Source organism: Cupriavidus sp. 10L45 (assembly GCF_056395225.1).
Window position 1 is genome coordinate 1 of record NZ_JBFTJC010000002.1, and the last position, 24,429, is coordinate 24,429.

Annotated in this window: 20 protein-coding genes; 9 read left to right on the forward strand and 11 right to left on the reverse strand. The window is 68.3% G+C overall.

Translation table 11 applies throughout. The features are described 5' to 3' along the window. Positions 1-227: 227 nt before the first annotated feature. Together eutC and AC1DFU_RS03565 are read right to left on the reverse strand one after the other, a co-directional pair. A complete protein-coding gene (gene eutC, locus AC1DFU_RS03560; RefSeq protein WP_441593769.1) occupies positions 228-995 on the reverse strand; it encodes an ethanolamine ammonia-lyase subunit EutC in 768 nt (255 codons plus the stop codon). Between the two features lie 18 nt (positions 996-1,013). Then, positions 1,014-2,396, reverse strand: coding sequence for an ethanolamine ammonia-lyase subunit EutB (locus AC1DFU_RS03565; RefSeq protein ID WP_092294319.1), 1,383 nt, complete (start codon positions 2,394-2,396; stop codon positions 1,014-1,016). 159 nt (positions 2,397-2,555) lie between these two features. On the opposite strand from AC1DFU_RS03565, the gene AC1DFU_RS03570 reads away from it, so the two are divergent. Further along, positions 2,556-3,647, forward strand: a complete 1,092-nt coding sequence (locus AC1DFU_RS03570; protein ID WP_092294317.1) for an AI-2E family transporter — start codon at positions 2,556-2,558, stop codon at positions 3,645-3,647. A gap of 85 nt (positions 3,648-3,732) precedes the next feature. Here AC1DFU_RS03570 and AC1DFU_RS03575 read toward each other — a convergent pair whose 3' ends face one another. Genes AC1DFU_RS03575 through AC1DFU_RS03585 form a run of 3 tightly spaced genes read right to left on the reverse strand, consistent with a single transcriptional unit; the run spans position 3,733 to position 7,800 of the window. Further along, positions 3,733-4,878, reverse strand: a complete 1,146-nt coding sequence (locus tag AC1DFU_RS03575; RefSeq protein WP_441593772.1) for a CaiB/BaiF CoA transferase family protein — start codon at positions 4,876-4,878, stop codon at positions 3,733-3,735. 45 nt (positions 4,879-4,923) lie between these two features. Continuing rightward, the gene (locus AC1DFU_RS03580; RefSeq protein WP_092294313.1) at positions 4,924-5,931 is read right to left on the reverse strand and encodes a Bug family tripartite tricarboxylate transporter substrate binding protein; all 1,008 of its coding nucleotides are present in this window, start codon (positions 5,929-5,931) and stop codon (positions 4,924-4,926) included. Between the two features lie 60 nt (positions 5,932-5,991). Next, entirely contained in the window at positions 5,992-7,800 is a 1,809-nt protein-coding gene (locus tag AC1DFU_RS03585; RefSeq protein WP_441593774.1) for an acyl-CoA dehydrogenase family protein, read from the reverse strand. Positions 7,801-7,892: 92 nt separating this feature from the next. Between AC1DFU_RS03585 and AC1DFU_RS03590 the strand changes: the two genes are divergently transcribed. The 4 genes from AC1DFU_RS03590 (at position 7,893) to AC1DFU_RS03605 (ending at position 11,716) form a co-directional block, all read left to right on the forward strand. Beyond that, positions 7,893-8,786, forward strand: coding sequence for a LysR family transcriptional regulator (locus tag AC1DFU_RS03590; protein ID WP_092294309.1), 894 nt, complete (start codon positions 7,893-7,895; stop codon positions 8,784-8,786). Between the two features lie 361 nt (positions 8,787-9,147). Beyond that, positions 9,148-9,450 (forward strand): FeoA family protein, encoded by a 303-nt coding sequence (locus AC1DFU_RS03595; RefSeq protein WP_092294307.1) that lies wholly within the window; start codon positions 9,148-9,150, stop codon positions 9,448-9,450. A 37-nt stretch (positions 9,451-9,487) separates the two neighbouring features. Beyond that, a complete protein-coding gene (gene feoB, locus AC1DFU_RS03600; RefSeq protein ID WP_092294305.1) occupies positions 9,488-11,353 on the forward strand; it encodes a ferrous iron transport protein B in 1,866 nt (621 codons plus the stop codon). Positions 11,354-11,395: 42 nt separating this feature from the next. Then, the gene (locus tag AC1DFU_RS03605) at positions 11,396-11,716 is read left to right on the forward strand and encodes a DUF6587 family protein (RefSeq protein ID WP_092294303.1); all 321 of its coding nucleotides are present in this window, start codon (positions 11,396-11,398) and stop codon (positions 11,714-11,716) included. A 217-nt stretch (positions 11,717-11,933) separates the two neighbouring features. On the opposite strand, the gene AC1DFU_RS03610 is transcribed toward AC1DFU_RS03605, so the two are convergent. Then, positions 11,934-13,331 (reverse strand): hypothetical protein, encoded by a 1,398-nt coding sequence (locus AC1DFU_RS03610; protein ID WP_441593776.1) that lies wholly within the window; start codon positions 13,329-13,331, stop codon positions 11,934-11,936. Positions 13,332-13,790: 459 nt separating this feature from the next. Between AC1DFU_RS03610 and leuA the strand changes: the two genes are divergently transcribed. Together leuA and AC1DFU_RS03620 are read left to right on the forward strand one after the other, a co-directional pair. Continuing rightward, positions 13,791-15,485: a 2-isopropylmalate synthase gene (leuA, locus tag AC1DFU_RS03615; protein ID WP_441593778.1), complete on the forward strand. Its 1,695-nt coding sequence runs from the start codon at positions 13,791-13,793 to the stop codon at positions 15,483-15,485. A gap of 322 nt (positions 15,486-15,807) precedes the next feature. Further along, complete coding sequence (locus tag AC1DFU_RS03620; protein ID WP_092294399.1) at positions 15,808-16,452, forward strand: OmpW/AlkL family protein; 645 nt, start codon at positions 15,808-15,810, stop codon at positions 16,450-16,452. Positions 16,453-16,499: 47 nt separating this feature from the next. Here AC1DFU_RS03620 and AC1DFU_RS03625 read toward each other — a convergent pair whose 3' ends face one another. Beyond that, positions 16,500-17,990, reverse strand: a complete 1,491-nt coding sequence (locus AC1DFU_RS03625; RefSeq protein ID WP_092294397.1) for an AMP nucleosidase — start codon at positions 17,988-17,990, stop codon at positions 16,500-16,502. 223 nt (positions 17,991-18,213) lie between these two features. Between AC1DFU_RS03625 and AC1DFU_RS03630 the strand changes: the two genes are divergently transcribed. Then, entirely contained in the window at positions 18,214-18,603 is a 390-nt protein-coding gene (locus tag AC1DFU_RS03630; RefSeq protein ID WP_092294295.1) for a GNAT family N-acetyltransferase, read from the forward strand. A gap of 27 nt (positions 18,604-18,630) precedes the next feature. On the opposite strand, the gene AC1DFU_RS03635 is transcribed toward AC1DFU_RS03630, so the two are convergent. Further along, positions 18,631-19,356, reverse strand: coding sequence for an NADPH-dependent F420 reductase (locus tag AC1DFU_RS03635; protein WP_441593781.1), 726 nt, complete (start codon positions 19,354-19,356; stop codon positions 18,631-18,633). A 151-nt stretch (positions 19,357-19,507) separates the two neighbouring features. Between AC1DFU_RS03635 and AC1DFU_RS03640 the strand changes: the two genes are divergently transcribed. After that, complete coding sequence (locus tag AC1DFU_RS03640; RefSeq protein ID WP_441593783.1) at positions 19,508-21,595, forward strand: ParB/Srx family N-terminal domain-containing protein; 2,088 nt, start codon at positions 19,508-19,510, stop codon at positions 21,593-21,595. Between the two features lie 75 nt (positions 21,596-21,670). Here AC1DFU_RS03640 and AC1DFU_RS03645 read toward each other — a convergent pair whose 3' ends face one another. The 3 genes from AC1DFU_RS03645 to AC1DFU_RS03655 are packed head-to-tail and all read right to left on the reverse strand — an operon-like array spanning position 21,671 to position 24,428. Further along, positions 21,671-22,639 (reverse strand): Bug family tripartite tricarboxylate transporter substrate binding protein, encoded by a 969-nt coding sequence (locus tag AC1DFU_RS03645; RefSeq protein ID WP_441593784.1) that lies wholly within the window; start codon positions 22,637-22,639, stop codon positions 21,671-21,673. A gap of 58 nt (positions 22,640-22,697) precedes the next feature. Next, a complete protein-coding gene (locus AC1DFU_RS03650; protein ID WP_092294287.1) occupies positions 22,698-23,054 on the reverse strand; it encodes an AtuA-related protein in 357 nt (118 codons plus the stop codon). Positions 23,055-23,066: 12 nt separating this feature from the next. Next, on the reverse strand, positions 23,067-24,428 hold the full coding sequence (locus tag AC1DFU_RS03655) for an acyclic terpene utilization AtuA family protein (protein ID WP_441593786.1): 1,362 nt from the start codon (positions 24,426-24,428) through the stop codon (positions 23,067-23,069). Between the last annotated feature and the right edge of the window lies 1 nt (position 24,429).

Consider the following 24,429-nt stretch of genomic DNA (forward strand, 5'->3'; position numbering starts at 1 on the left):
TCGAACGACACCACCGACAATGCCCCGGCGCTGGCCGCGCCGGGAACCTTAAGGAAGTACTGCTGCTGCCCGCTCAACGTTGCGCCGAGCGCGTCGAAACCCTCTGCCATCAGTCATCGCTCCGTAGCCGCCGCAGTGTCTGGCACTGCRCATGCGGCATACTAAAAGCGACGAGCGAACCACTACAATCGTAAAACCCTGAAATACGCCGGCAGGGCGTTTTCCCGCTAGCCCGGCAGCCCGACGGGGTCGCCCCCCTCACTATCGTCCTTCAACTCCACCCCCGACCTTCCCAGCGCCACCGCGCCGCGCATCAAGAACACCAGCCTTTCCGCCGCTGTCGCGTATGGCAATCCCTCCGGCCTGACATTCGAGATGCAGTTCCGCTGCGCGTCGGTCCGTCCGGGCTTCGGGTCGTAGGTCAGATAAATCCCAAGACTATCCGGCGAGCTGAGGCCGGGCCGTTCGCCGATCAACATCACGATCTGGCGGGCGCCTAGGAGATCTCCGATTTCGTCGCCGAGGGCCACGCGGGACTGGCGGGCCACCACGACCGGGCCGATGTGCCAGTCGGCCAGCCGCGCCAGCACGGCGCGCAGCAGCGGCACGGCGTGGCGTTGCGCGGCCAGCGCGGAGAGGCCGTCAGCAATCACGAACACGGCGTCGGGGGTCTGGGCGGGCCGCTCGTTGGCCAGCGCTTCGTGGCTTTCGGCGTCCAGCCGGCGGCCGAGGTCGGGGCGGCGCAGATACTGGTCGCGGTCCGGCGCGGCGCTGTGCACGTGCCGTGCGGCTAGTCCGGCTTCCTGCAAGGCAATGTCGATGGCCGTGACGTCGAGCGGCAGGTGCACCGCGTCGCGCGCCTGCGCGTGAGCGAGGCCGAAGGCGAGCACATCCCCCGTCTTCTGCGCGTGGCCGGTGCGGCCCAGCGCCACGCGCGCCCGGGTGTACTGGCGCAACTGGGTCCAGGGATCGATGTCGGCGGGCGGCTTGGGCATGATCGGCTCCATCGTGCGTTACAGCGTGCGCGCCAGGTCCAGCAGGGGCGCGCGCGCGGCCGGCTCCAGCACCCGGCCGGCATCGTCGAGGATGCCCATCCGTTGCAGCCACGCTTCGAACTCGGGCGCGGGGCGCAGGCCGAGCACCTCGCGCAGGTACAGCGCATCGTGGAACGACGTGCTCTGGTAGTTGAGCATGATGTCGTCCGCGCCCGGCACGCCCATGATGAAGTTGATGCCGGCCACGCCGAACAGCGTCAGCAGCGTGTCCATGTCGTCCTGGTCGGCCTCGGCGTGGTTGGTGTAGCAGACGTCGCAGCCCATCGGCACGCCCAGCAGCTTCCCGCAAAAATGGTCTTCGAGCCCGGCGCGGATGATCTGCTTCCCGTCGTACAGGTACTCGGGGCCGATGAAGCCGACCACGGTATTCACCAGCAGCGGCTCGAACGCACGCGCCACGGCGTAGGCGCGCGCCTCCATGGTCTGCTGGTCCACGCCATGGTGCGCGTTGGCGGACAGCGCGCTGCCCTGGCCGGTCTCGAAGTACATGACGTTGTCCCCCACCGTGCCGCGCTGCAGCGCCAGCGCCGCCTGCCGGGCTTCGTCGAGCAGGGCCAGCGAGATGCCGAACGCCTCGTTGGCGCGCTGGCTGCCGGCCACGGACTGGAACACGAGGTCCACCGGCGCGCCCAGTTCCATCGCCCGCAGTGTGTTGGTGACGTGGGTCAGCACGCAGGACTGAGTCGGCACGTCGTAGCGCGTGCGCGCATCGTCGATCAGCCGCAGCAGCTTGACGATGGCGGCGAGGTTGTCGCCAGCCGGGTTCACGCCGATGGTGGCGTCGCCGCAGCCGTAGAGCAGGCCGTCGATGATGGAGGCGGCGATGCCGCGCGGGTCGTCGGTCGGATGATTGGGCTGCAGGCGCACGGCCAGCCTGCCTGGCAGGCCGATGGTGCTGCGCAGCCGCGTGACCACGCGGCACTTGCGCGCCACGGCGATCAAATCCTGATTGCGCATGAGCTTGCTGACCGCCGCCGCCATCTCGGGCGTGATGCCGGGCGCCACGCGGCGCAGCGTGGCCTCGCCGGTCTCGTGGCGCAGCAGCCAGTCCCGGAAACCGCCCACGGTCAGCGCGCCGATCTCGGCGAAGGCGGCGGCATCGTGGCGATCGACGATCAACCGCGTGACCTCGTCGTCCTCATAGGGAATCAGCGCTTCGGAGAGGAAGTGTCCGAGCGGCACATCCGCCAGCGCCATGCGCGCGGCCATGCGCTCCTCCTCGTCCCCGGCGGCGATGCCGGCCAGCGCGTCGCCCGAGCGCGCCGGGCTGGCCCGGGCCAGCAGCGTGCGCAAGTCGGCAAAGACATGCCGGCGCGTGCCGACGGTATGGGTGAAGGGCATGGCGTCAGATCTCCGGGAGGAAAGCGTGCGCTGCGTGACTTCAATATACGCGAGCTGGCACGCAAGTTTCACGCCCGATGTGACTTGCTATTGGCGCGCCGCGCGCCGACAATCGATGCGCCAAACCCTTCAACCCAACGCGAACGCGACAGCCGAGACATGCCGCAGGTGGAACAAGACCGCACGCCAGGCCGCCCCCAGACCGGAGACGGCACGCCCAACCCCGATCCGCTCCACCCCGTCCGGCGCCTGACGCCGGGCAGCTGGTTCAGTGTCACGGCGGCGTCATATGCGCTGACCGCCGGCGCGCTCCTGCTGGTGATGCAGGCCAACCTCGTGGCGGCCCTGCTGTCCGGGCTGCTGCTGTATTCGTTGGTCGAAGTGCTGGCCCCGCGCCTCACACGGCATTCCCGGCGGGACGCGCTGGCCGTGCTGATCCTGTCCGCGATCATCCTCTTCGCCCTGAGCGGCGGCATCTGGGCGCTCGTGCGCTTTATCAGCGGCGACGGCAACACGCTCGAACGGCTGATGGACCACGCCGCCGACATCATCGACCGCTCCCGCAACCAGATGCCGCCCTGGGTGAGCGACTCCCTGCCGCGCGGCGTGGAAGAACTCGCCACCACGCTGATCACCACCCTGCGCGAGCACGCCCAGATGGCGCAGCGGCTCGGCGCGGACATCCTGCGCACGCTGCTGCATATCCTGATCGGCTTCGTGATCGGGGCGATGGTAGCGCTGTACCGCGCCATCTCGCGCCCCAATCGCCGTCCGTTGGCCAGCGCACTGATCGCCCGTGCGAGCACGCTGCAAGTGGCCTTCTCGCAGTTCATCTTCGCGCAGGTGCAGATCTCGCTGATCAACACCATCCTGACGGCGATCTACCTGCTGGTGGTGATGCCGTTGTTCGGCCAGCACCTGCCGCTCTCGAAGACGCTGGTGGCCATCACGTTCATCGCGGGGCTGCTGCCGGTGCTCGGCAACCTGATCTCGAACACGGCGATCTTCGTGGCGTCGCTGTCGGTGTCCCTGCCGATTGCCGTGGTGTCGCTGGTATACCTCGTGGTGATCCACAAGCTCGAGTACTTCCTGAACGCGCGCATCATCGGCGCGCGTATACAGGCGGCCGCGTGGGAGCTGCTGACGGTGATGCTGGTGATGGAAACGCTCTACGGTATACCCGGCGTGATTGCGGGACCGATCTTCTATGCCTACGTGAAGCGCGAGCTGTCCACGGCGGCGCTGGTGTAGGCGATTGTTAACTCGTTGAATGCATTGGCATTCAATGCGCAGCAACGGGTACGCTCCCGTTGCCGCGCGATGAGATTGCGACGGATCAGCCCTCGTTCGCGGCCTCGCGCGGCAGGAACTGGTTGCCCTCCGCCAAGGGCGCGTAGCGGTACGTGGCCGGCGTGCGGCTCAGCTTGACCGGCGCGCCGAGGCCCTTGTAGCCGCCGGGCATCTCCACCACCATCTCGCGGTGCGCGGTGTGCGGATGCTGGAGGGCGTCCGGCACCGACAGCACCGGCGCGCACGGCACCCCGGCCGCCGCCAGGGCATCGGCCAGCGCCTTGCCATCATGCGTGCCCATGCGCGCTTCGAGTTCCACTTTCAGCGAATCGCGATTGACCGAGCGCGCGCCGGCGGTGGCGTAGCGTTCGTCATCGGCCAGCGCGGGCACGCCGAGGTGCTCGCACAGGATACGGAACTGGCGATCGTTGCCCACGGCCAGGAAGATCGGGTCCGTGGCCGTGGCCACCGTGTCGTACGGATAGATATTGGGATGGGCGTTACCGGTGCGTGTCGGTGTCTTACCACTCATGAACCAGTTGGCCGCGTGCGGATGCAGCAGCGAGAGCCCCGAGTCGTACAGCGCCGCCTCGACGAACTGGCCGCGCCCGCTGCGCGCGCGCTCCTGCAGCGCCAGCAGCACGCCCAGCGCCGCGTTCAGGCCGGTGACCATGTCCACCACGGGCAGGCCGGCGCGCAGCGGGTCACGATCGGCCTCGCCATTGATGCTCATGATGCCGGCCATGGCCTGGATCGCCGCGTCGTAGCCGGGCAGCCCGCCCAGCGGGCCATCGGCGCCAAACCCGGACACCCGGCAGTGCACCAGGCGCGGAAAGCGCTGCGACAGCACGTCGTAGCCCAGCCCCCATTTCTCGAGCGTGCCGGTCTTGAAGTTCTCGACCATCACATCGGCCTCGGCCAGCAGCGACAGCAGCACCTCGCGGTCCGCATCGGCGGTGAGGTCCAGCCGCATCACCCGCTTGTTGCGGTTCAGGCCGAAGTAGTACGACGCCACGCCGTCGCGGAACGGCGGGCCCCAGGTGCGCGTGTCGTCGCCCTGCGGTGGCTCGATCTTGAGCACGTCGGCGCCGTGGTCGCCCAGGATCTGGCCGCAGAACGGCCCGCCCAGGATGCGCGACAAATCAACCACGCGGATGCCGGCCAGCGCGCCGGGAGTGGGGGGCGTCGTCATGATGGTGTCTACCTCGCTATCGTTTTTTTGGATGGCTTGCGCGCGTCAGTCGAGCTGCGCACCCGACTTTTGTACCACGGCGCGCCACTTGGTGACTTCCGACTTCACAAAGCCGCCGAGCTGCTCGGGCGAGGTGGACGGCGCGAACTCCAGCCCCTGCGCCACCAGCGTCTGACGGACTTCGGGCTGCTTGAGCGCCTCGGCGAAGGCGCCGTTGAGCTTGCGGATCACCTCCGGCGGCGTGCCGGCGGGCGCCACCACGCCGAAGAACACGGACACGTCGAAGCCGGGCACGCCCTGCTCGGCCACGGTCGGCACGTCAGGCAGCGCTTGCGAGCGGCCGCGCGTGGTCACGCCCAGCGCGCGCACCTTGCCGCTCTTGATGAATGGCAGCGCGGTCAGCACGTCGGTGAACGTCATGCTGACCTGCCCGCCCAGCAGGTCATTGAGCGCCGGGCCGGTGCCCTTGTACGGAATGTGCTGGAAGTCGGTGCCGGCGAGGTTGTTGAACAGCACGCCGGCCAGATGCGACGACGCGCCGTTGCCCGACGACGCATAGGTCAGCTTGCCCGGATGCGCCTTGCCGTAGGCAATCAGCTCCTGCACGTTCTTGGCCGGCACGTTGGCGTTCACCACCAGCACGTTCGGCAGATGGCCGATCTGGATCACCGGCGCGAAGCTCTTCACCGGGTCGTAGTTGATCTTCCGATACAGGCTCACGTTGATGGCCAGCGGCGCCGAGGTGCCGAACATCAGCGTGTAGCCGTCCGGCTCGGCGCGCGCCACCGCCTCCGCGCCGATATTGCCGCCGGCGCCGGCGCGGTTCTCCACCACCACGGGCTGGCCCAGGCTGCTCTTGAGCGCGGCGGCCAGTGTGCGGGCCATCGCATCGGTGGGGCCGCCCGGCGGGTAGGTCACCACCATCATGATCGGCTTGGTCGGAAAGTCCTTCTGGGCGAAGGCGGGCGCGGCGGCAAGGCCGAGCGTGGCGGCGGCGAGCGCGGTGAAGGCCGCCAGGGCCGCGCGGCGGTGCCAATGAAGCTTGGGGGGCATGGTTTGTCTCCGGGTGAGGCTTTTTTGTCTATTTGGAACGCAGGAACACGTCAAAACAGGTCAAAACACGTTGATCTCGTCGAGTTGGCCGGCGGGGCGCAGCGCGCCGTCCTCGGGCGGCGCGACAGTCTCGGCCAGCCATGCCGGCTCGGCGCCGCCGGCCAGCGGGTCCTGCGGCAGCACGCGGTACACCAGCACCAGTTGCGCCAGCCGCATGCGACGGACCGAGCCGATGCGGCCCGCTTCCCACGCCATCGCCACGGCGCTGGTCACGTGGTACAGCGCGGAGGCGGCCTGGCGGGCCAGCACATCGCCTTCGGCACCGGCCTCGGCGGCGCGTGCAGCCAGCGCGGCGGCGTTGGCGATGGCCTGCGCGAAGGTGGCCCGAGCCGTGGCATGCATCGGCGTATCGGCCAGCAGGCCAGCCAGATACGTCTGGAGCACGGGCAGCGAGCCCTCGCGGCGGATGGCGCGCAGCACATCCAGCGCGACGATATTGCTCGTACCCTCCCAGATCGACCCCAGGTGCGCATCGCGGACGAGGCGCGGGTCGCTCCATTCCTCGATATAGCCGCAGCCGCCGCGGATCTCCATAGCGTCGCCGGTGACCTTGCGTGCGTCACGGCAGGCGCGGAACTTGATCAGCGGCGTCAGCAGGCGCATCAGCGGGTAGGCATCGGCCTCGCCCGCGTCGGCGCGGCGCAGCGCCTCGGCGGTCTGGAACACCATCGTGCGGGCCTGCTCGGTGGGCAGCGTGAGCTTGAGCAGCTGCCGACGCATCAGCGGCATGTCCACCAGCCGCTTGCCGAACGCGCGCCGTTCCCGGGCGATGAACTGCCCCTCGGTCAGCGCGCGGCGCATCAGCCCGGCCGCCCGCACGCCGTTGGAGAGCCGCGAGTTGTTGATCATGTCCGCCATCTGCACGAAGCCCCGGCCCGGCTCGCCCACCAGCCACGCGTGCGCGCCTTCGAGCCGGATCTCGCCGCTGGCCATCGAGCGCGTGCCGAGCTTGTCCTTGAGACGGATGATCCGATAGTGGTTGGCGCTGCCATCGGCCAGCGTGCGCGGCAGCAGGAACAGCGAGACACCCTTGATGCCCGGTGTGGCCGTGCCGTCCGGCTCCTCCATGCGGGCCAGCACCATGGCCAGGGCGGCGTCCGGGTTGGAGCAGAACCACTTGTCGCCTACCAGCCGCCAGCCGCCTTCCACGCTGTCGTCCCGAATCGCGCGCGTGGCGGTGGCCGCCACGTCGGAGCCGGCGCCCTGCTCGGTCATGAACATCGCGCCCTGGTACAGGTCGTCGAAGACCTGCGTGGTCAGGTTGGGCAGATAGCGTTCCACCAGCGCCGGGTCGCCGAACTTGCGCAGCGTGCGGGTCAGCGAGTCCGTCATCGACAGCGGGCAGCACAGCCCGAACTCGGCCTGGACGAACAGATAAGTCAGTGCGTACTTCGCCGCAGGCGGCATGGGCTTGTCCCAGCCGAGCACGCCGCCGCGATGGGAGGCCGCGGCGAGGCCGAATTCGGCGAACGCCACTTTCTCCAGTTCTATATAGGCAGGATCCTTGTGGATGGCCTGCGCGTCGAGGCCGGTGCGAGTGCGATGGGAGAGCGTGGGTGGTGCATGATCCGCCACATTGGCGAGGGTATCGAGCACGCCACCCGCCAGCGCGCCCATGCGCTCAAGATGCGGCAGCAGGTGATTGAACAGGTCGGCCGGCAGGTAGAGCGGCAGCAGCGCGCGCAGGTCCGGGTCGGCCGTGAACAGGCTCGTGCCGTGCCGGTCCGGTACCGGATGGGCGATATCTTGAGACGAATCTCGCGAATCGGTCAAAGAAGCGGACGGAATCCGGGCGGCGCTGGTCGGCATGGCTGTCTCCTTGTTTGGGATCCATTATTCGAACGCCAACGATTCGTGTCTAATTCTAAAATTGGCTTGATCCATACAAAATTTATATCGCCATGGAATTCCGTCATCTGCGCTATTTCCTCGTGCTGGCCGAGGAACTGCACTTCGGCCGCGCCGCGCGGCGGCTGTCGATCTCCCAGCCTCCGCTTTCGCTCAACATCCAGCAACTGGAGGCATCGGTGGGGGCGCGGCTGTTCGAGCGCGACAGCCGCGGCGTGCGGCTGACGGCGGCGGGGCGCGCGTTCAAGGAGTCGGCCACGGCGCTGCTGGCGCAGGCCGAGTCGGCGCGCCAGCTGGCCCGGGAGATCGAGGCGGGCGCGGTGGGCCGRCTGCGCGTCGGCTTTGTCGGCTCGATGCTGTACCGGGGCCTGCCCCAGCGCCTGCACGAGTTCCAGCACCGCTACCCCGGCATCCAGGTGGCGTTGACGGAACTCAACTCGCAGGAGCAGATCGACGCCCTGCTACACGGCGAACTCGACGCGGGCTTCATCCACACCAGCCGGGTGCCCGATGAACTGGCCACCGAGCTGGCCCATCGCGAGCCCTTTGTCTGCTGCATGCCGGCAGGCCACCCGCTGGCCCCACGGGCCGAGGTGGCGCTGACCGACCTGCGCGGCGAGCCCTTCGTGCTGTTTTCGCGCAAGGCGTCGCCCGACTATTACAACCGGATCTTCGAGATGTGCGCCGCGCAGGGCTTCTATCCGCAGGTACGGCACGAGATGCGGCACTGGCTGTCCGTGGTGTCGCTGGTGTCGCAGGGGATGGGCGTGGCTGTGGTGCCGGCGGCACTTGCGCGCTCGGGCATGGCGGGGGCGACCTTCCGGCCGCTGGCCGATGCCACGGTGCCGTCCGAGGTCTATTGCGTGTGGAAGCGGGCGCCTGATCATCCGGCGCGCGACCACTTCGTCGACACCATCCGGCTGGCCGCCGCGCAGGCCGGCGTTTAGAATCCGGTGCGCAATGTGCGCCAAAGAAAAAGCCACCGGTCCAAGGACCAGTGGCTCTGAAGTACGCGTGGAACGGGGTGTTCAGCGTGTCTGGAGCATAGCGCCCCCCTCCCGGCGGACCAATACCACAAATGCGGTATTCGATGGAATGCCGGCGCCCGGGCCCCAGATTAGTGCGAATACTGGCGTAATCCCTAGCCCGCGCGCGGACGTGGAGGAAACGCCCCCGCGTACGAAAACGGACGGCTTCTGCCGCGATCCGGTATGGCTTCGGCGCCGAAGCCGCACGAATGCTATACAATCGAGAACGATTTTTATTTACCTTCGCGGGGCGGCGATCCTGCCTGCGCACTGGAAACCTATGCGGTTGTCTGAACTGCCCCGGCGCACGGCCGCCGTTGTGAAATCGGTGGACGATGCCACCGCGAACGATCCCATCTCGCGCCGCCTGCGCGATCTCGGTTTTGTGCCGGGCGAAGCGGTGCAGATCATCGCGTTCGGCCCCTTCGGCAAAGACCCGCTGGTGGCGCAGGTCGGCTTCACGCGCTTTGCGCTGCGCCGCGCCGAAGCGGCCCGCATCACCGTGGAAGTGGTAAGCGCCACCGTTTCCAGCATCGCCCCGGCTACCCAGCCCGACGCCTCCGCCGCCCAGCGCATCGCCTGAGGGCGTTGCCACAGGCCGATCAGGACCCCCTGCCAACATGTCCGTCGCACAACCTCCATCCGCCCTGCGCATTGCGCTGGTGGGCAATCCCAATTGCGGCAAGACCGCACTGTTCAACCGCCTGACCGGCAGCCGCCAGAAGGTGGCCAACTACGCCGGCGTGACCGTCGAGCGCAAGGAAGGCCAGTTCGTCTCGCCAGCCGGCCGCAGCGTGCGCATCCTGGACCTGCCGGGCGCGTACAGCCTGCACGCGGCCAGCCTGGACGAGGCGATCACGCGCGAGGTCTGCATGGGCCAGCGCCCCGGCGAGCCGCGTCCGGACCTGATCGTCTCGGTGGTCGATGCCACCAACCTGCGCCTGCACCTGCGCTTCGTGCTGGAACTGCGCCGGCTGGGCGTGCCGATGGTGGTGGTGCTCAATATGAGCGATGCCGCGGCAAAACGCGGCATCCTGATCGACCGCGACGCGCTGTCGCAGGCGCTCGGCGTACCCGTGGTGCAGACCGTGGCGGTCAAGCGCGATGGCGCCGCGGCGCTGATCGACCTGCTCGACGGCGTGCTGCCGCCGGCCCCGCCCGTGCCGCCGCAGTCCGTGGAGGCGATGTCCGAGCTGGACACGCACGCCGAGGTCAAGCGCCTGCTGGACACCGCCGTGACCATGCCGACGCGCACCGCAAGGCTCGATGACGCGCTCGACCGCGTGATCCTGCACCCGGTGTTCGGCCTGGTCATCCTGGCCGTGCTGCTGTTCTTCATGTTCCAGGCCGTGTTCTCGTGGGCCGAGCCGCTCATGGACGGCATCGAAGGCGCCGTGCACCTGGCCGGCGAGGTCGTGGGCGGCTGGCTGCCCGCTGGCCTGTTGCACAGCCTGATCGTCGATGGACTGATCGCCGGCCTGGGCAGCGTGATCGTGTTCCTGCCGCAGATCCTGATCCTGTTCCTCTTCATTCTCACGCTGGAGGAGTCGGGCTACCTGCCGCGCGCCGCCTTCCTGCTGGACCGCCTGATGATGGGCGCGGGGCTCTCGGGGCGCTCGTTCATCCCGCTGCTGTCGAGCTTCGCCTGCGCGATTCCAGGGATCATGGCCACGCGGACCATCCAGGACCCGCGCGACCGGCTGACCACCATCCTGGTGGCGCCGCTGATGACCTGCTCGGCGCGGCTGCCGGTGTATGCGCTGCTGATCGGCGCGTTCATCCCCGAACGCACCGTGGCCGGCCTGTTCAACCTGCAGGGCCTGGTGCTGTTCGCGCTGTACGTGGCCGGCATCGTCAGCGCCCTGGTGGTGGCCTATGTGCTCAAGTTCTTCCGCCGTGACCGTACCGACCATCCGCTGCTGATGGAACTGCCGTCGTACCGGATTCCGAATCCGCGCGACATCGCCATCGGCCTGTGGGAGCGTGCCCGGATCTTCCTGTCGCGCGTGGGCAAGGTGATCCTGACACTGACCGTGCTGCTGTGGTTCCTGGCCACGTTCCCGTCGCCGCCGGAAGGCGCCACGCTGCCGGCCATCGACTACAGCTTCGCCGGCATGCTCGGCCGGGCGCTGCAACATGTATTCGCGCCGATCGGCTTCAACTGGCAGATCTGTATCGCACTGGTGCCGGGTCTGGCCGCACGCGAAGTGGCGGTTGGTGCACTCGCCACGGTCTATGCGCTCTCGGGCAGCGACGACGCGGTGGCCGTGCAACTGGCGCCGATGATTGCCGCGCAGTGGTCGCTGGCCACGGCGCTGTCCCTGCTGGCGTGGTACGTGTTTGCGCCGCAGTGCATTTCCACGCTGGCGGTGATCCGGCGCGAGACCAACTCCTGGGCGGTGATGGCGGCTTCGGCGGCCTACCTGACGGGGCTGGCCTACCTCGCGTCGTTCATCACGTATCGTGCGGCGCTGGCATTTGGTTGAGACGAGGTTGAAACTGGCGACACCGACTTGGGTCCAACGGCCATGACGCTCTATCACGCCTTCGAAATCCTGGTGGTCGCGCTGATCGTGGCGGCTTGCGCGGTCCACGTGACGGGCCGCTACATGCCGCGCACGCGGGAACGCGTGAAGGCGTCCCTGGCCGTGCGCCTGGGTGGCGCCGGCGCCACCGGCTGGCGCGCATGGCTGGCGCGGCGTCTGGCGCCGCAGGCCGCCGCCGGTTGCGCCTCCGGGTGCGAGACGAATAGCGGCTGCGGCACGTGCGGGTCGAATACGTCCCCTGCGGCCTCGGCCTCGGCCCCGCCGGAGAACGAGCAGATCATCCGGTTCGTGCGCAAATCCTGACGGCGCAGAGCCCATCCCGACAAAGAACGGCGGTCCTTGCGACCGCCGTTTTTGCATTCTGACCCCGGATCGCTGCACGCAGAAACGGGTACGCTCGTCCTGCCAGACCCGCCCGACGCCCGCAGAAACGGGTACGCCCGCCGCCATCCTGCATCGGCAACGAGCAAAGAAAAACCCGCCGCGCGGGAAGCGCGGCGGGTTTCATCGTCCAGCCGATTTACTGCACCACGCCGGCCAGCGTAATCGACACGGGCATCGCCTCGGGTCCGGCCGTGCAGCGCGCGGTCACCGTGAACGGCCCGTTGGCGAGCGGCGTGATCGATGCCGAGTTCGGCGCGATCACCACCTGGTTCAGGATGATGTTGCTGCTGGCAGTAGACCACGCCCAGCTGCCAAAGCACGGCGAGATGCCTTCGTCGATGCCGCGATGGAGCAGATGCACCGCGATCGTCGCCCCGATACCCGGCGGCACCACCAGCGGCTGCGGACCGTTGTAGACCAGCGCCCAGGTCGGCTGCTCGGTGACGAGCAGGTTGGCGCGCGGCGTCGCGGTTAGCGACAGGCTGCTGGCGAACTCGGCGAGCACGCTTTGCAGCGGTGACGCGGCATTCGGCCGGCTGGTGCTGACCGTGGTCAGGCGCGTGGCGCCATCCGGCAGCACGGCCAGCGAGGGCGAGGTCGTGGTGAAGGTCCAAAGGCCGTTGAAGTCCGGTGTGACATCGCTCTCGTCATTACGCACCACCTTCGACGCATAGACCTGCGGATAGCCGTTCAGCACGTTCAGCGCATTGATCTGGGCGCCGTTCTGCGACAGCACCAGCCGGAAGCTCGCCACGCCCGTCTTGACCACCGACACCAGGAACGCGCCTGTCAGCACGGAGTTGTCTGGCGCCGTGACCGAGACCGAGACCACCGACTGGGCCACCGTGTCGGACGCATTCACGCCGCGCAGCATGCCTAAGTTGATCGCGCCGGTGACCTGCACGGCCGCCGTGCTGCTGCTCCAGTTCCAGCCGCTGCCCGCCGTGGAGCGGTCCGCGCCATCACTGTCGATCAGGGACGCCGTGACGGGCAGCACCTGGCCGTCAGTCATCGACAACACCGGATAAGGCAGCGCGAGGCTGTAGGTACGCGTGCCGGGCGCCACCACCGTGATGACGGCCGAGACCTGCGGCAACGCCGTGGTGGCGTTGCTGGCGCCGGTGACGGTGGCCAGCAGGCTGATCGTGGCGGTGCCGGTACCGACGCCGGTCACCACGCCGCTGCCCGGCACCGTGCCATTGCCCACGGCCGCTACGGAACTGTTCGAAGAGGTCCAGACGAAGCTGGTGTTGCCGGTGACGTCGTTGCCGTTGTTGTCCACCACTGACGCAGTCAGCGAAATCGAGCTGCCGACGGAGACCTGGCCGGAGGTCTGGCTCATCACCACGGTGTACGACTTGGCAGCCGTCGCGCCATTCCCGCCATTGCCGCCGTTGCCACCGCTCCCGCCATTGCCGGCGCTGCCCGTCGGCGAGGTACCTCCCCCGCTGGACCCGCCGCCGCCGCCGCAGGCTGCCATCAGCGCCACGGTCGCCGCGCAGGCGAGCCAGGATATCCATCGACGTGTCGTCATGGTTTGTCCCCTTCTGTTGTAATGTCCCGTTCCCGTGCTACGAGACTAGGCGCGATCCGCCAGGCGATGTACTGGCCAGAGGACTGAGCGCCACCCCACATATCGGGATGAGGTCATCCCCGGTCTACGGCAAGCGGTTGACGCCAAGTGCGGATTTCGACTACGCTGGCGGCTTAACCCTTTCGCGCACGATGCACGCCTCCGCCCTCCTCCTCCGCCACGCCGTTGATGCCCCGCGCATCGATGCCGCCGTGCGCGCGTGCGTGGCGCGGGCTGGCCGGCTGTCGCGCGGCGGCCTGGCCGCATCCCCCTCCTCGCTACTACTAGACCTAACGACCGGTTGCCGGGCCTAGCGCCCCGTGGCAGTTCGGCAGCCGTCTATCGCCACCGTTTTCCCGTTTTTTCCCCGAATTTTTGATTTTTGCCTGTCGCATCTTCCCGCGAGGAAGGAGAACACCCATGTTGCGCAATCCCGCCGCCAAGTACCGCCCCGCCACCACCGTCAACCTGCCTGACCGCACCTGGCCGTCGCGCCAGATCACGCGCGCCCCGCGCTGGATGAGCACCGACCTGCGCGACGGCAACCAGGCCCTGATCGAGCCGATGAACCCCGCGCGCAAGCTGCGCTTCTTCGAGCAGTTGGTGAAGGTGGGGCTGAAGGAGATCGAGGTGGCCTTCCCGTCGGCCTCGCAGACCGATTTTGACTTCGTCCGCATGCTGATCGAAGAAGACCGGATTCCCGCCGACGTGAACATCGTGGTGCTGACCCAGTCGCGCGAGGACCTGATCCGGCGCACCGTGGAGTCGGTACGTGGCGCGCGCCAGGCCACCATCCACCTGTACAACCCGATCGCGCCGGCGTGGCGCCGCATCGTCTTCAATGCCTCGCGCGAGGAAATCCGCGAGGTGGCCGTGAGTGGCACGCGCCTGATCCGCGAACTGACCGATGCGATGCCGGAAACGGCCTGGACCTACGAGTATTCGCCCGAGACCTTCAGCCTGGCCGAACTCGATTTCTCGCTTGAGGTTTCCGATGCGGTATCGGCTGTATGGGAGCCGTCCGCCACCCGCCCGATGGTGCTGAACCTGCCGACCACCGTGGAATGCAGCACGCCTAACGTGTTCGCGGACCAGGTGGAATGGATGCATCGCCATCTGGCGCGGCGCGAGCATATCGCGCTGTCCGTCCATCCGCACAATGACCGCGGCACCGCCGTGGCCGCCGCCGAGCTGGCCGTGATGGCCGGCGCGGACCGCGTGGAAGGCTGCCTGTTCGGCAACGGCGAGCGTACCGGCAACGTCGACCTCGTCACGCTGGCGCTGAACCTCTACACCCAGGGCGTGGCCCCGGAACTCGATTTCTCGGATATCGACGAGGTGCGCCAGTGCGTGGAGCACTGCAACCAGCTGCCCGTGCATCCGCGCCATCCATACGTCGGCGATCTCGTCTTCACGGCGTTTTCCGGCTCGCACCAGGACGCCATCCGCAAGGGCTTCGCCCAGCAGAAGCCGGACGCGATCTGGGAAGTGCCCTACCTGCCGATCGACCCGGCCGACCTCGGCCGCAGCTACGACGCCGTGATCCGCGTGAACAGCCAGTCCGGCAAGGGCGGCATGGCCTACCTGCTCGAACAGGCGCATGGCATCTTCATGCCGCGCCGCCTGCAGATCGAATTCAGCCGCGCGGTGCAGGCGATGACCGACGAAACGGGCCTGGAAGCGAGCGCCGACGACCTCTACGCGCTGTTCCGCCGTGAGTACCTCGACGTGGACGCGCCGCTGCGCTATGTCTCGCATCGCATGGTGTCGACGAGTGAGGCCAGCGACGCCAGCGTGGAGATCGAGGTGGAACTGGTACGCGATGGCCAGCCGGTGCGGGCGCGCGGCGCGGGCAATGGCCCGATCGACGCCGTGGTCGACGCCTTCGTGCGCGGCCTGGGCCTGCCGGTGCGGGTGATGGACTATCACGAACATGCGCTGACCGCCGGCGCCGATGCGCGTGCGGCCTGCTATGTGGAAGTGCGCGTCGGCGATTCGCCGACGGGCTTCGGCGCGGGCGTGGATGCGAACATCGTCACGGCGTCCCTGCGCGCGGTGGTGTGCGGCGTGAACCGGCACATCGGGCGCGCCAGCCAGGAAGCACAGGCGGCCTGAGGCGGATTACGGCGGATTGAGTCCCGCCGCCGTGGAGAAAACCGGTGTGCCCCGCCCCCACGGGGCACACCCGGAAAGACGTCCTTGCGGACGCCCACGACATGCGCGATGCATTCACCACGTGCGCACAGCGTACGGGCCGCATCGCGCGGGCGCCACGAATAAATCCGCATGTAAATAGAAGGGAGCGGGCGCACGCCCGGAATCATCGGCTGTCGCGCGGCCGCCACGCGAGGCCGCGCGGCTTGCGCTGGGTCAAGGTGGGGATGAGAGGCAAAGGCCACACTGGTCGCACAGTTATTCCTCGCCTGTGCATACCAACATGACCAACATCTCTCTCACTCGCAAGACACTCTGCTCCACCCTGGCCGCGCTGGCGGCCTCCGCCGCGTTCGCGGCCCCGGCCATGGCTGCCGAGGAAGCCCAGGGCAACTGGATGGTGCGCATGCGCGGCACCTTCCTCGACATGTCCAACAAGTCCGATCCGGTGGGCGGCGTGGGCGCGTCGGACCGCATCCACGTCAACAACAAGTGGATTCCGGAAGTCGACATCACGTATTTCATCGTGCCGCACATCGCTGCCGAACTGGTGCTGACGATTCCGCAGAAGCAGGACGTCTCGCTCGATGGCCAGAAAATCGGCACGTTCAAGCACCTGCCGCCCAGCCTGCTGCTCCAGTACCACTTCATCCCGAACGGCACGTTCCGGCCGTACATCGGCGCGGGCGTGAACGCGACGCGCGTCTACGGCGCGGACATCGCCGGCAACACGCTGAACCTGGACCGCTGGAGCGTGGGGCCTGCCCTGCAGATCGGCATGGACTACAAGCTCACCAAGAACTGGTTCCTGAACGTGGACGCCAAGAAGGTCTGGATCTCCAGCAACGTGTATGCGGGCGGTGTGAAGGTATCCACGGTCAAGCTCGATCCGTGGCTGTTCAGCGCCGGGGTGGGTTACCGGTTCTGATGTGTTGATGTCGGACGCCCCGCTCCGCCCGGAGCGGGGGGCAATGCTCAGCGGAAGGCCGGCTCGTCGAAGCTGCGCAACTTCCGCGAGTGGAGTTCTTCCACGCCGTTCTCCCGCAGGATACGGATCGCCTCGAGGCCGATCGTCATATGCTGGCTCACGCGCTGCCGATAGAAGGTATTGGCCATGCCGCGCAGCTTCAACTCCCCATGCAAGGGCTTGTCGGACACGCATAGCAGCGTGCCGTAGGGCACGCGCAGCCGGAAGCCATTGGCGGCGACCGTCGCACTTTCCATGTCGATGGCAATCGCGCGGGACTGGTTGAAGCGCGCATAGAGCGATTTCGACTTCAACTCCCAGTTGCGGTCATCGGTGGACACCACCGTCCCGGTCCGCATGCGCGTCTTCATCTCGTTGCCGGACAGGCCGGTGATGCGGGCGACGGCCTCCTGCAGCGCCACCTGGATCTCGGCGATCGGCGGCACCGGCACCCATGGCGGCAGGTCGTGGTCGAGCACGTGGTCGTCCCGCACATAGGCGTGCGCCAGCACGTAGTCGCCAAGCTGCTGCGAGCGGCGCAGGCCGCCGCAGTGACCCACCATCAGCCAGCAATGCGGACGCAGCACGGCGAGGTGATCGGTCATCGTCTTCGCGTTCGACGGCCCGACGCCGATATTGACCAGCGTGACGCCGAGCTTGTCCTCGCGCACAAGGTGGTAGGCCGGCATCTGCGGCAGCGCGCGCGGGCGGGTGGCGTCGTCGGGTTCGCTTTCGCCGAGGTTCTGGGTCACGTCCCCCGGTTCGATGAAGCGCACGTAGCCGTCGCCGCCATCCCCAGACATCAGCGAGCGGCCCAGCGCGACGAACTCATCGACATAACGCTGATAGTTCGTGAACAGGACAAAACGCTGGAAGTGGTGCGGCGCCGTGCCGGTGTAGTGGTAGAGCCGCTGCAGGGCCAGGTCCACGCGCTCCGCCGAGAACAGCGAGAGCGGCCAGGCTTCGCCGGGCGTGGGCTCGTAGGTGCCATTGGCGATGGAGTCGTCGATGCGGCTCAGCTCGGGCAGCACGAACGACGCCTCCAGCTCGCGCGCCTGGGTGTAGCTGATGTCGGTGGTCGAAGCTTCGATGACGAACGGCAGCGGGATCGGCCGGCGCGACAGGCCGACGACCACCGGCACGCGGTGATAGCGCATCAGGCGCTCGATCTGGTCGCGGTAGTAGTCGCACAGCAGGTCCGGTCGCGTGACCGTGGTGCCGTACACGCCGGGGTAGGCGACCGTACCCCACGAAGGGCGGCTGTCGGTCACCATGGTTTCGAGGTTGACCGAGATGCCGAGGTACGGGTAGCACGCGTGCGCCGCCGATGGGAGGGGCTTGCCCTGCGCGAAGGCGTCGAAGCGCGCGCGCACGGCGGCGACCGAGCCGTCGTAGATCTCGCGAATGCGCGCCAGCGCGCTGTCCGCGTCAGAGAACTCGGCCAACTGATCGGCCGGATGGGCGGAAGAGAAGATCGAGGCGTTCATGGCGACCATCATACCGCGCGGCATCGCGCCGTGGCGGCAATCGATGGCGTTGCGTGGGAATACGAACGCTTGTGCGCTTTGCACCGTGCATTGTTTGACGCATCCATATCCGCTTCGCTACACTCTGTCGCCATTCGCGCCGCACATCGCAGCTTCGTGGCGCAAACGCCGCTGCGCTCCCCACTTTGGTTGGGGGTGTGGCACGCGACATGGTATCTGGCAGGAGGAGCCGTCGATGGAAATCCGTAACCCGTTGCCCGCAGAGATCGAGGCGGCCAGGCGTCTGTTGGCCGCCAACGGTTGGGAGCAACAGGTCGGCAATGCGGAACGCTTCGCGCAACTGATCGCCAATTCCCAACGCGTAGCCGTGGCCGTGGAGAAGGGCGAGGTGATCGGCTTCGCCCGCGCCCTCTGCGACGACATCGCCAACGGCTACATCTCGATGGTGGCCGTGGCGCCGCAGCATCGCCGGCGCGGCATCGGCCGGGCGCTGGTGCGCCAGGTCATGGGCAACGATCCCGACATCGTCTGGGTGTTGCGCGCGGCACGCTCCTCGGAAGCCGCCTTCTTCGGCCAACTCGGCTTTGCGCCGTCGATGGTCGCCATGGAGTGGCGGCGGCGCTGATTTTCCGGCGCTGTTACTCCGCCGCTGTTACTCCGCCATCGCGCGCCGGAAAGCGTCCGCCGAGCCCATCTGGCGGAACAGCTTGCCACCCGGCGCGAAGCGGTCCGCCGTCGACAGGCCGCCTACCACCACCGGTTCGAACCCCACCTCACGCACCAGTTGCGCGGCCACGGCTAGCGCAGCCGCGTCGTCGCCAGCCATCGGCACCGCCATCAGCGCGCCCTGGCGATGGCTCTCGCGGGCAAACTCCGCCGCGCCCGTGAAGTTGAACACGCGCACGATCCGCGCGCCGGCCAGGTACTTGGCCGTGGTGGCGCCGATGCCGTTGGCTTTCACCTCCTCCACGATCGCCCCGTCGCGCGGCGAGACCGCATTGGTGGCATCGAGCACGATCTTGCCCTGCCATTTGTTCTGCTGGCCCACCTCGGGCACGGCGCCGTAGGGCACGGCCAGTAGCAGCACATCGGCAAAGGCCAGCGCCTGCGCCACCGTGCCGGCCTGTGCCAGCGGGCCGAGCGAATCGGTCAGGCTCTTCAGGGACTCCGGGTGACGCGAGGAGAACATCACGGGGTGCCCAGCCTTCACGAACAGGCCGCCCACGGTGCCGCCGATGCGCCCCGAGCCGATCACGCCGATCTTCGATTTGGCTGGCGTCTGCGCCATGGCCGGCAGCGCGCCCGCCACGACCACAAGCCCCATCGCCCTCAGCACCCTGCGCCGGCCCCGGTGCATGTGTGTCGATTCGTGCCCCATGGCCTCGCTCCAGCAGTTCCGATCTAGCCACTCTAGGCGAAATCCACGCCACCGGCGCTGTCATGGGAGTGTCATCGCCGCTGCCTAGACTGACGCGCGACCACGTGCCGTCTTCGGCACTTATCGATTACAACAACGAACAGGGGAAATCATGGGAAAGAGGACCAGGCAGGCAGCCTTTGCCGCGCTGATCTCGGCCACGCTCGCGCTCGGCGCCTGCGGCGGCGACGATGACAACGGCAGCGCCGCGAATGGCGGTACCGGTGGCAATGGTGGCAACGGCGGCAATGGCGGCACCACGCAGCCGGCATCGGTGCAGCCGCTGTCGGGCGGATCGCTGTACGTCGGCGCGGTCAGCTTTGGCGACACGGTATCCGTCGAACTCGACAAACCCGCCGCCGGCCAGCTCACCCTGCGCTTCCTCGATTCCCGCTTCGGCCTGGCCGGGGCACTGGTGGGCCAGTACGTGCTGGAAGACGGCACCTACCGCGTGACCGGCCTCGCCGCCAGCGGCACCGACGTACCGGCAGCACTGGCTGCCGCCGCCGCCGCCATCACCTTCCGCTTCACGCTCGATGACGGCGTGCTCTCCGGCGCGCTGGGCCAGGTGCCCAACGTCAAGGCCGGCAACGGCGCCCTGCTCCAGGGCTATATCTCGGCCGGCAACCGTGGCGCGCAGCTGGCCGACATCGCCGGCACCTACAGCTACCTGCGCCAGGCCGGCGACGCCGCCAGCGCGGGCCAGCTCAATATCGGCGCGGATGGCAACGTGCGCGTCTGCGCCGGGCTGGGCTACAGCGCCGACTGCGCCGGCGGCCAGTCGGGCAAGCTGGCGGCCGATGCCGACCAGTCGCGCTATCCGGGCGCCTTCGCGCTGACGCTGGGCGGCAGCACGGTCGGCCGCCTGTTCGTAGGCCGCCAGCAGGGCCAGGTGGCGCTCTTCGTCGACGAAACCGGCGCCAGCGCCACGGCGCCCACCGGTAGCTGGGTCGTGCGCACGGCCACGGCCGTCGCCGCCAATGGCATCGATGGCGACTGGGTCTGCGCCGAGCCGGAACTCGACGACAAGAACGCCGCCACGGGCCGTACGCGCCGCAACATCGTCTCGGTGGCGGGCACCACGCTCGCCGCGGACAACATCCCCGTGGACGTGACGCTGGCCTACAACCGCGCCGGCGGGGCCGCCGCCAACGGGCTGGTCTCGGGCACGTGGCAGGCCACCGTGGCCGGCCAGGCGCAATCGCTCGGCCTGACCTGGCTGCCGGTGAGCAAGAACCTCGCGTACCAGCTCCGGCAGGTGCCGGGCAGCACGCGACAGCTTCCCGCCGTGTGCGCCCCGATGGCCGCGCCGACGCCGGTCTCGACCTACCTGACGGCCACTGCAGGGCAGAACATCCTCGTCACGCTGGCCGATCTGCGCCCCACCCAGCCGGCCATCGGCCGCGACCAGATCTACTACAAGCTCGGCCGCTACGCCGCGGACCCGATCAAGAAGTTCGACGACGCCTGCGAGACCAACGGCCAGAACAAGACCAGCACCTGGGATGCAGCCACGTCCCGCCTCAGCGACCTCGCCTCCTTCAGCTGCACCAAGGCGGTCGGCAACAAGCCGGCCGACATGAAGACGCTGGTGGTGGGGCCTTACGGCGAGCCGTTCCTGACCGATGGACACCACTCGTTCACGTCGATCTGGGACGCCGACACCGGCGGCGCGCAGTCGAAGATGTGGATCCGCGTGCAGGACAACCTGTCCACGCTGAACCACGCCACGTTCTTCCGCACGCTGCGCGAGCGCAAGCTGATCTGGTCGAAGGACGGCGCCAACCAGCCGACCTACCCGGCTGACCTGCCGCGCGCGCTGGGCCTGAAGAACGGCCTCGGCAACGACCCGTACCGCGCGCTGGTCTACTTCACGCGCGACATCGGCTACAGCCAGCCGACCGATGCCACCGAGTTCACGGAGTTCTATTGGGGCGATTGGCTGCGCGGCGTGGTGGACCTGAAGACGGTCAACCTGGACGACACCGCGAGCTACCTCGACGCCGTGCACCGCGCCTCGGCCGCCATGGTGGCGCTGGCGCCGGACGCCGTGGTCAGCAACGGCAAGACCGCCGCGCAACTGGGCGGCCTGACCACGCTGAACGAAACCGAGTTCACGGCGCTCTCGCAGCCGGTGGGTTCGACCAAGCCCGGCAAGCTGCCGTACGCAGTGGCCTACCGCCTCGGGCTGAAGCCGTAAGGCAAAAAAAGACGCCCGCTGCAATAGCGGGCGTCTTTTCATAGCAGCGGGCGTACCCGTTTCTGCGTGGGCGGATTACTCCGGCTGGATGTTCGCCGACTTGATGATCCGGCCCCATTTGGCCGATTCCTGACCCTGGAACTTGGCCAGCTCGGCCGGCGTGCTCGTGAACACCTCGGTCCCGGTTGACTGATAGAACGTGGACGCGGTGTCGCTCTTCGCCGCCTTCACCAGCAGCTGGTTGAGCTTGGTCACCACCGCCGGTGGCGTGCCGGCCGGTGCGTAGGCCGCGAACCAGTAGCTCATCTCGTAGCCCTTCACCCCTGCCTCGTCGATGGTCGGCACGTCCGGCGCCAGCGGCGAGCGCGCCTTGCCCGACACGCCCAGCGCGCGCAGCTTGCCCGACTTCACCTGCGGCAGGCCGGTAGCGGTGTCCGTGATCATCATCTGGATCTGGTTGCCGAGCAGGTCGGTAATCGCCAGCGGATTACTCTTGTAGGGCACGTGCAGCAACTGCACGTGTGCCATCTGCTGGAACAGCTCGCCCGCGATGCGCGACGACGAACTGCCGCTGCCGAAACTCAGCTTGCCCGGCTCCTTCTTGGCCAGCGCGATGAACTCGCCCACGGTCTTGGCCGGCACCTGCGGGTTCACCACCATGATCTGGCCGCCCCGGCCCAGCGCCGTCACAGGCGCGTAGTCCTTCACGGGGTCGTAGGGCAGCTTCTTGAACAGGTGCTCGTTGGCCGCGTGGGTGGTGTTGGTGGTGATCAGCACCGTGTAGCCGTCCGGGCTGGCCTTGGCGACGTCGCTGGCGGCGATGAAGCCGTTGGCGCCGGGCTTGTTGTCCACCACCACGGTGACCTTGCTGTCCACGGTAATGGCCTGGCCCACGGCGCGCGCGAGCTGGTCCGTGGCGCTGCCGGCCGCGAACGGCACGACGAAGCGGATCGGCTTGTCGGGGTATTCGGCCCAGGCGCTGCCGGCCGGCAGGGCCAGGCAGGCGAGCGCGACCAGGGTAAGCGGGCTGCGGAATCCGTACATCGTTGTCTCCTCGATTTGTTGTAAGAGGTCGCTGGATCAGAAAAAAGCGAAGAATCGATCAGGAAGTGCCGGCGGCAAGGCGCGGCGGCACGGGAATCGGCAGGCCCAGCAGCAGGAACGCGAGCGCCTTGCCGTGCGTGTCGAGATTGAGGGCGTCGTTGACGCCGCCGTCGAGCACGCCATCGATGACGAAATTCATCGCCTGGATGGACGGCACGACGTAGCGCTTCACCGCCGTGGGCTGGCGGTGGGCGAACAGGGCCCGCACGGCGTCTTCGGTCACATGGGTCACGAGGTGATCGAAGTCGCGCGCGTCGTAGGCGATGACGCTGATATTGGAGCGGTCGCCCTTGTCGCCGGTGCGGCCGTGGGCAAACTGGTAGAGCGGGGCGGTGGCGGCGGTGGTGGCAGTCATGGCGGTCTCCGGTCAGGCAACGAGGACGTGGGTGGGCGACACCGCATCGCGCGGCACCAGGCACGACATCGCATTGAGCCGCGCGCGCAGCGCGGTGCGCACGCCGCCGCCGCCGGCCGGGCCGCAGGTGTAGAGCGCGTTGACCTCGCGCAGCAGCGTCTGGGCCACCGCCTTGTCCTCGTGGGCGAGCGCGGCGCGCAGGCGCACATCCTGCGCGGCGGCCTCGCCCGGCTGGGGCGCCGCCAGCATGGCGCCGCCATCGTCGGCAAACACGCTCAGCACGCCAATCAGGTCGAAGCGAATCGGCACATCGTGGCCGAGGCCCTGCATCCGCTTGCGCAGGATGTCGGCCGCCAGCCGGGCGCGCGCCGCCGCGTTGGGCCCCGCATAGGAAATCTCGCCCTCCGCGAACCATCCGCCCTGATAGAACAGGTTGGCCTTGAGTTGCTCGGGCCGGGGGTGGCCGTGGATGTTGCGCACCGCCACGCGGTCCGGGCCGATCTGGGACACGGTCACGGCGCCGATGTCCGCCACAACGTCCGGGGTCAGGTAGGCGCTCGGATCGTGGACTTCGTACAGCAATTGCTCCTTCACCGTGCGGAGGTCCACGCAGCCGCCAGTGTTGGCCGCCTTGAAGATCTCGATGCCGCCGTCGGCGTCGAGCTGGGCGATGGGGAAGCCCACCGCGTGCACGTCCGGCACGTCCTTCATGCCCGGATCGGCAAAGTAGCCACCGCTGACCTGGGCGCCGCATTCGAGCAGGTGGCCGGCCATGGTGGCGGCGGCCAGGCGGTCCCAGTCGTCCCAGGCCCAGCCGAAGTGCGCCATGGCCGGCCCCACGGCCAGGGCGGGGTCGGCCACGCGGCCGCAGACCACGACCTGCGCGCCGTCGCGCAGGGCATCGGCAATGCCGCGCGCGCCGATATAGGCGTTGGCGCAGACGAAGCGCGCTTCCGGGAAGGACAGGCCCACGATGCCGCGCAGCACGGCGCGGCCGGCGTCGTGCGAGAGGTCGTCGCCCTCCACCACGGCCACGCGCGGTGCCGCGAGGCCAAGCTGCGCCGCCAGGGTGCCGATACGGCGCGCCGCCGCGCGCGGGTTGGCCGCGCCGAAGTTGCCGACGATGGGGATGCCGTTGGCCAGGCACAGGCCGAGCACGGGCGTCAGGAGTTGGTCGAGCAGCGGCTCGTAGCCATGCTCGGGATCGCTGCGCCGCGCAAGTTGCGCCAGCGCCAGCGTGCGCTCGGCCAGCGTCTCGAAAATCAGGGCCGCCGGGCCGCCGGCGGCGATCAGCGTGCGCACCACGGGCAAGGCGGCATCGGTACGGTCACCGGAGAAGCCGGCGCCGGAGCCGATCAGCAGGGGAGCAGTCATG

What these genes read in the sequence shown, in the direction of transcription:
- AC1DFU_RS03580 (WP_092294313.1), bottom strand. Translation starts at nt 5,931, where the DNA reads ATGCCCCCCAAGCTTCATTGGCACCGCCGCGCGGCCCTGGCGGCCTTC.
- AC1DFU_RS03655 (WP_441593786.1), bottom strand. Translation starts at nt 24,428, where the DNA reads ATGACTGCTCCCCTGCTGATCGGCTCCGGCGCCGGCTTCTCCGGTGAC.
- eutC (WP_441593769.1), bottom strand. Translation starts at nt 995, where the DNA reads ATGCCCAAGCCGCCCGCCGACATCGATCCCTGGACCCAGTTGCGCCAG.
- AC1DFU_RS03625 (WP_092294397.1), bottom strand. Translation starts at nt 17,990, where the DNA reads ATGATGGTCGCCATGAACGCCTCGATCTTCTCTTCCGCCCATCCGGCC.
- AC1DFU_RS03610 (WP_441593776.1), bottom strand. Translation starts at nt 13,331, where the DNA reads ATGACGACACGTCGATGGATATCCTGGCTCGCCTGCGCGGCGACCGTG.
- AC1DFU_RS03565 (WP_092294319.1), bottom strand. Translation starts at nt 2,396, where the DNA reads ATGCCCTTCACCCATACCGTCGGCACGCGCCGGCATGTCTTTGCCGAC.
- AC1DFU_RS03630 (WP_092294295.1), top strand. Translation starts at nt 18,214, where the DNA reads ATGGAAATCCGTAACCCGTTGCCCGCAGAGATCGAGGCGGCCAGGCGT.
- AC1DFU_RS03585 (WP_441593774.1), bottom strand. Translation starts at nt 7,800, where the DNA reads ATGCCGACCAGCGCCGCCCGGATTCCGTCCGCTTCTTTGACCGATTCG.
- AC1DFU_RS03635 (WP_441593781.1), bottom strand. Translation starts at nt 19,356, where the DNA reads ATGGGGCACGAATCGACACACATGCACCGGGGCCGGCGCAGGGTGCTG.
- AC1DFU_RS03640 (WP_441593783.1), top strand. Translation starts at nt 19,508, where the DNA reads ATGGGAAAGAGGACCAGGCAGGCAGCCTTTGCCGCGCTGATCTCGGCC.
- AC1DFU_RS03605 (WP_092294303.1), top strand. Translation starts at nt 11,396, where the DNA reads ATGACGCTCTATCACGCCTTCGAAATCCTGGTGGTCGCGCTGATCGTG.
- AC1DFU_RS03645 (WP_441593784.1), bottom strand. Translation starts at nt 22,639, where the DNA reads ATGTACGGATTCCGCAGCCCGCTTACCCTGGTCGCGCTCGCCTGCCTG.
- AC1DFU_RS03620 (WP_092294399.1), top strand. Translation starts at nt 15,808, where the DNA reads ATGACCAACATCTCTCTCACTCGCAAGACACTCTGCTCCACCCTGGCC.
- AC1DFU_RS03595 (WP_092294307.1), top strand. Translation starts at nt 9,148, where the DNA reads ATGCGGTTGTCTGAACTGCCCCGGCGCACGGCCGCCGTTGTGAAATCG.
- AC1DFU_RS03570 (WP_092294317.1), top strand. Translation starts at nt 2,556, where the DNA reads ATGCCGCAGGTGGAACAAGACCGCACGCCAGGCCGCCCCCAGACCGGA.
- feoB (WP_092294305.1), top strand. Translation starts at nt 9,488, where the DNA reads ATGTCCGTCGCACAACCTCCATCCGCCCTGCGCATTGCGCTGGTGGGC.
- AC1DFU_RS03575 (WP_441593772.1), bottom strand. Translation starts at nt 4,878, where the DNA reads ATGACGACGCCCCCCACTCCCGGCGCGCTGGCCGGCATCCGCGTGGTT.
- leuA (WP_441593778.1), top strand. Translation starts at nt 13,791, where the DNA reads ATGTTGCGCAATCCCGCCGCCAAGTACCGCCCCGCCACCACCGTCAAC.
- AC1DFU_RS03650 (WP_092294287.1), bottom strand. Translation starts at nt 23,054, where the DNA reads ATGACTGCCACCACCGCCGCCACCGCCCCGCTCTACCAGTTTGCCCAC.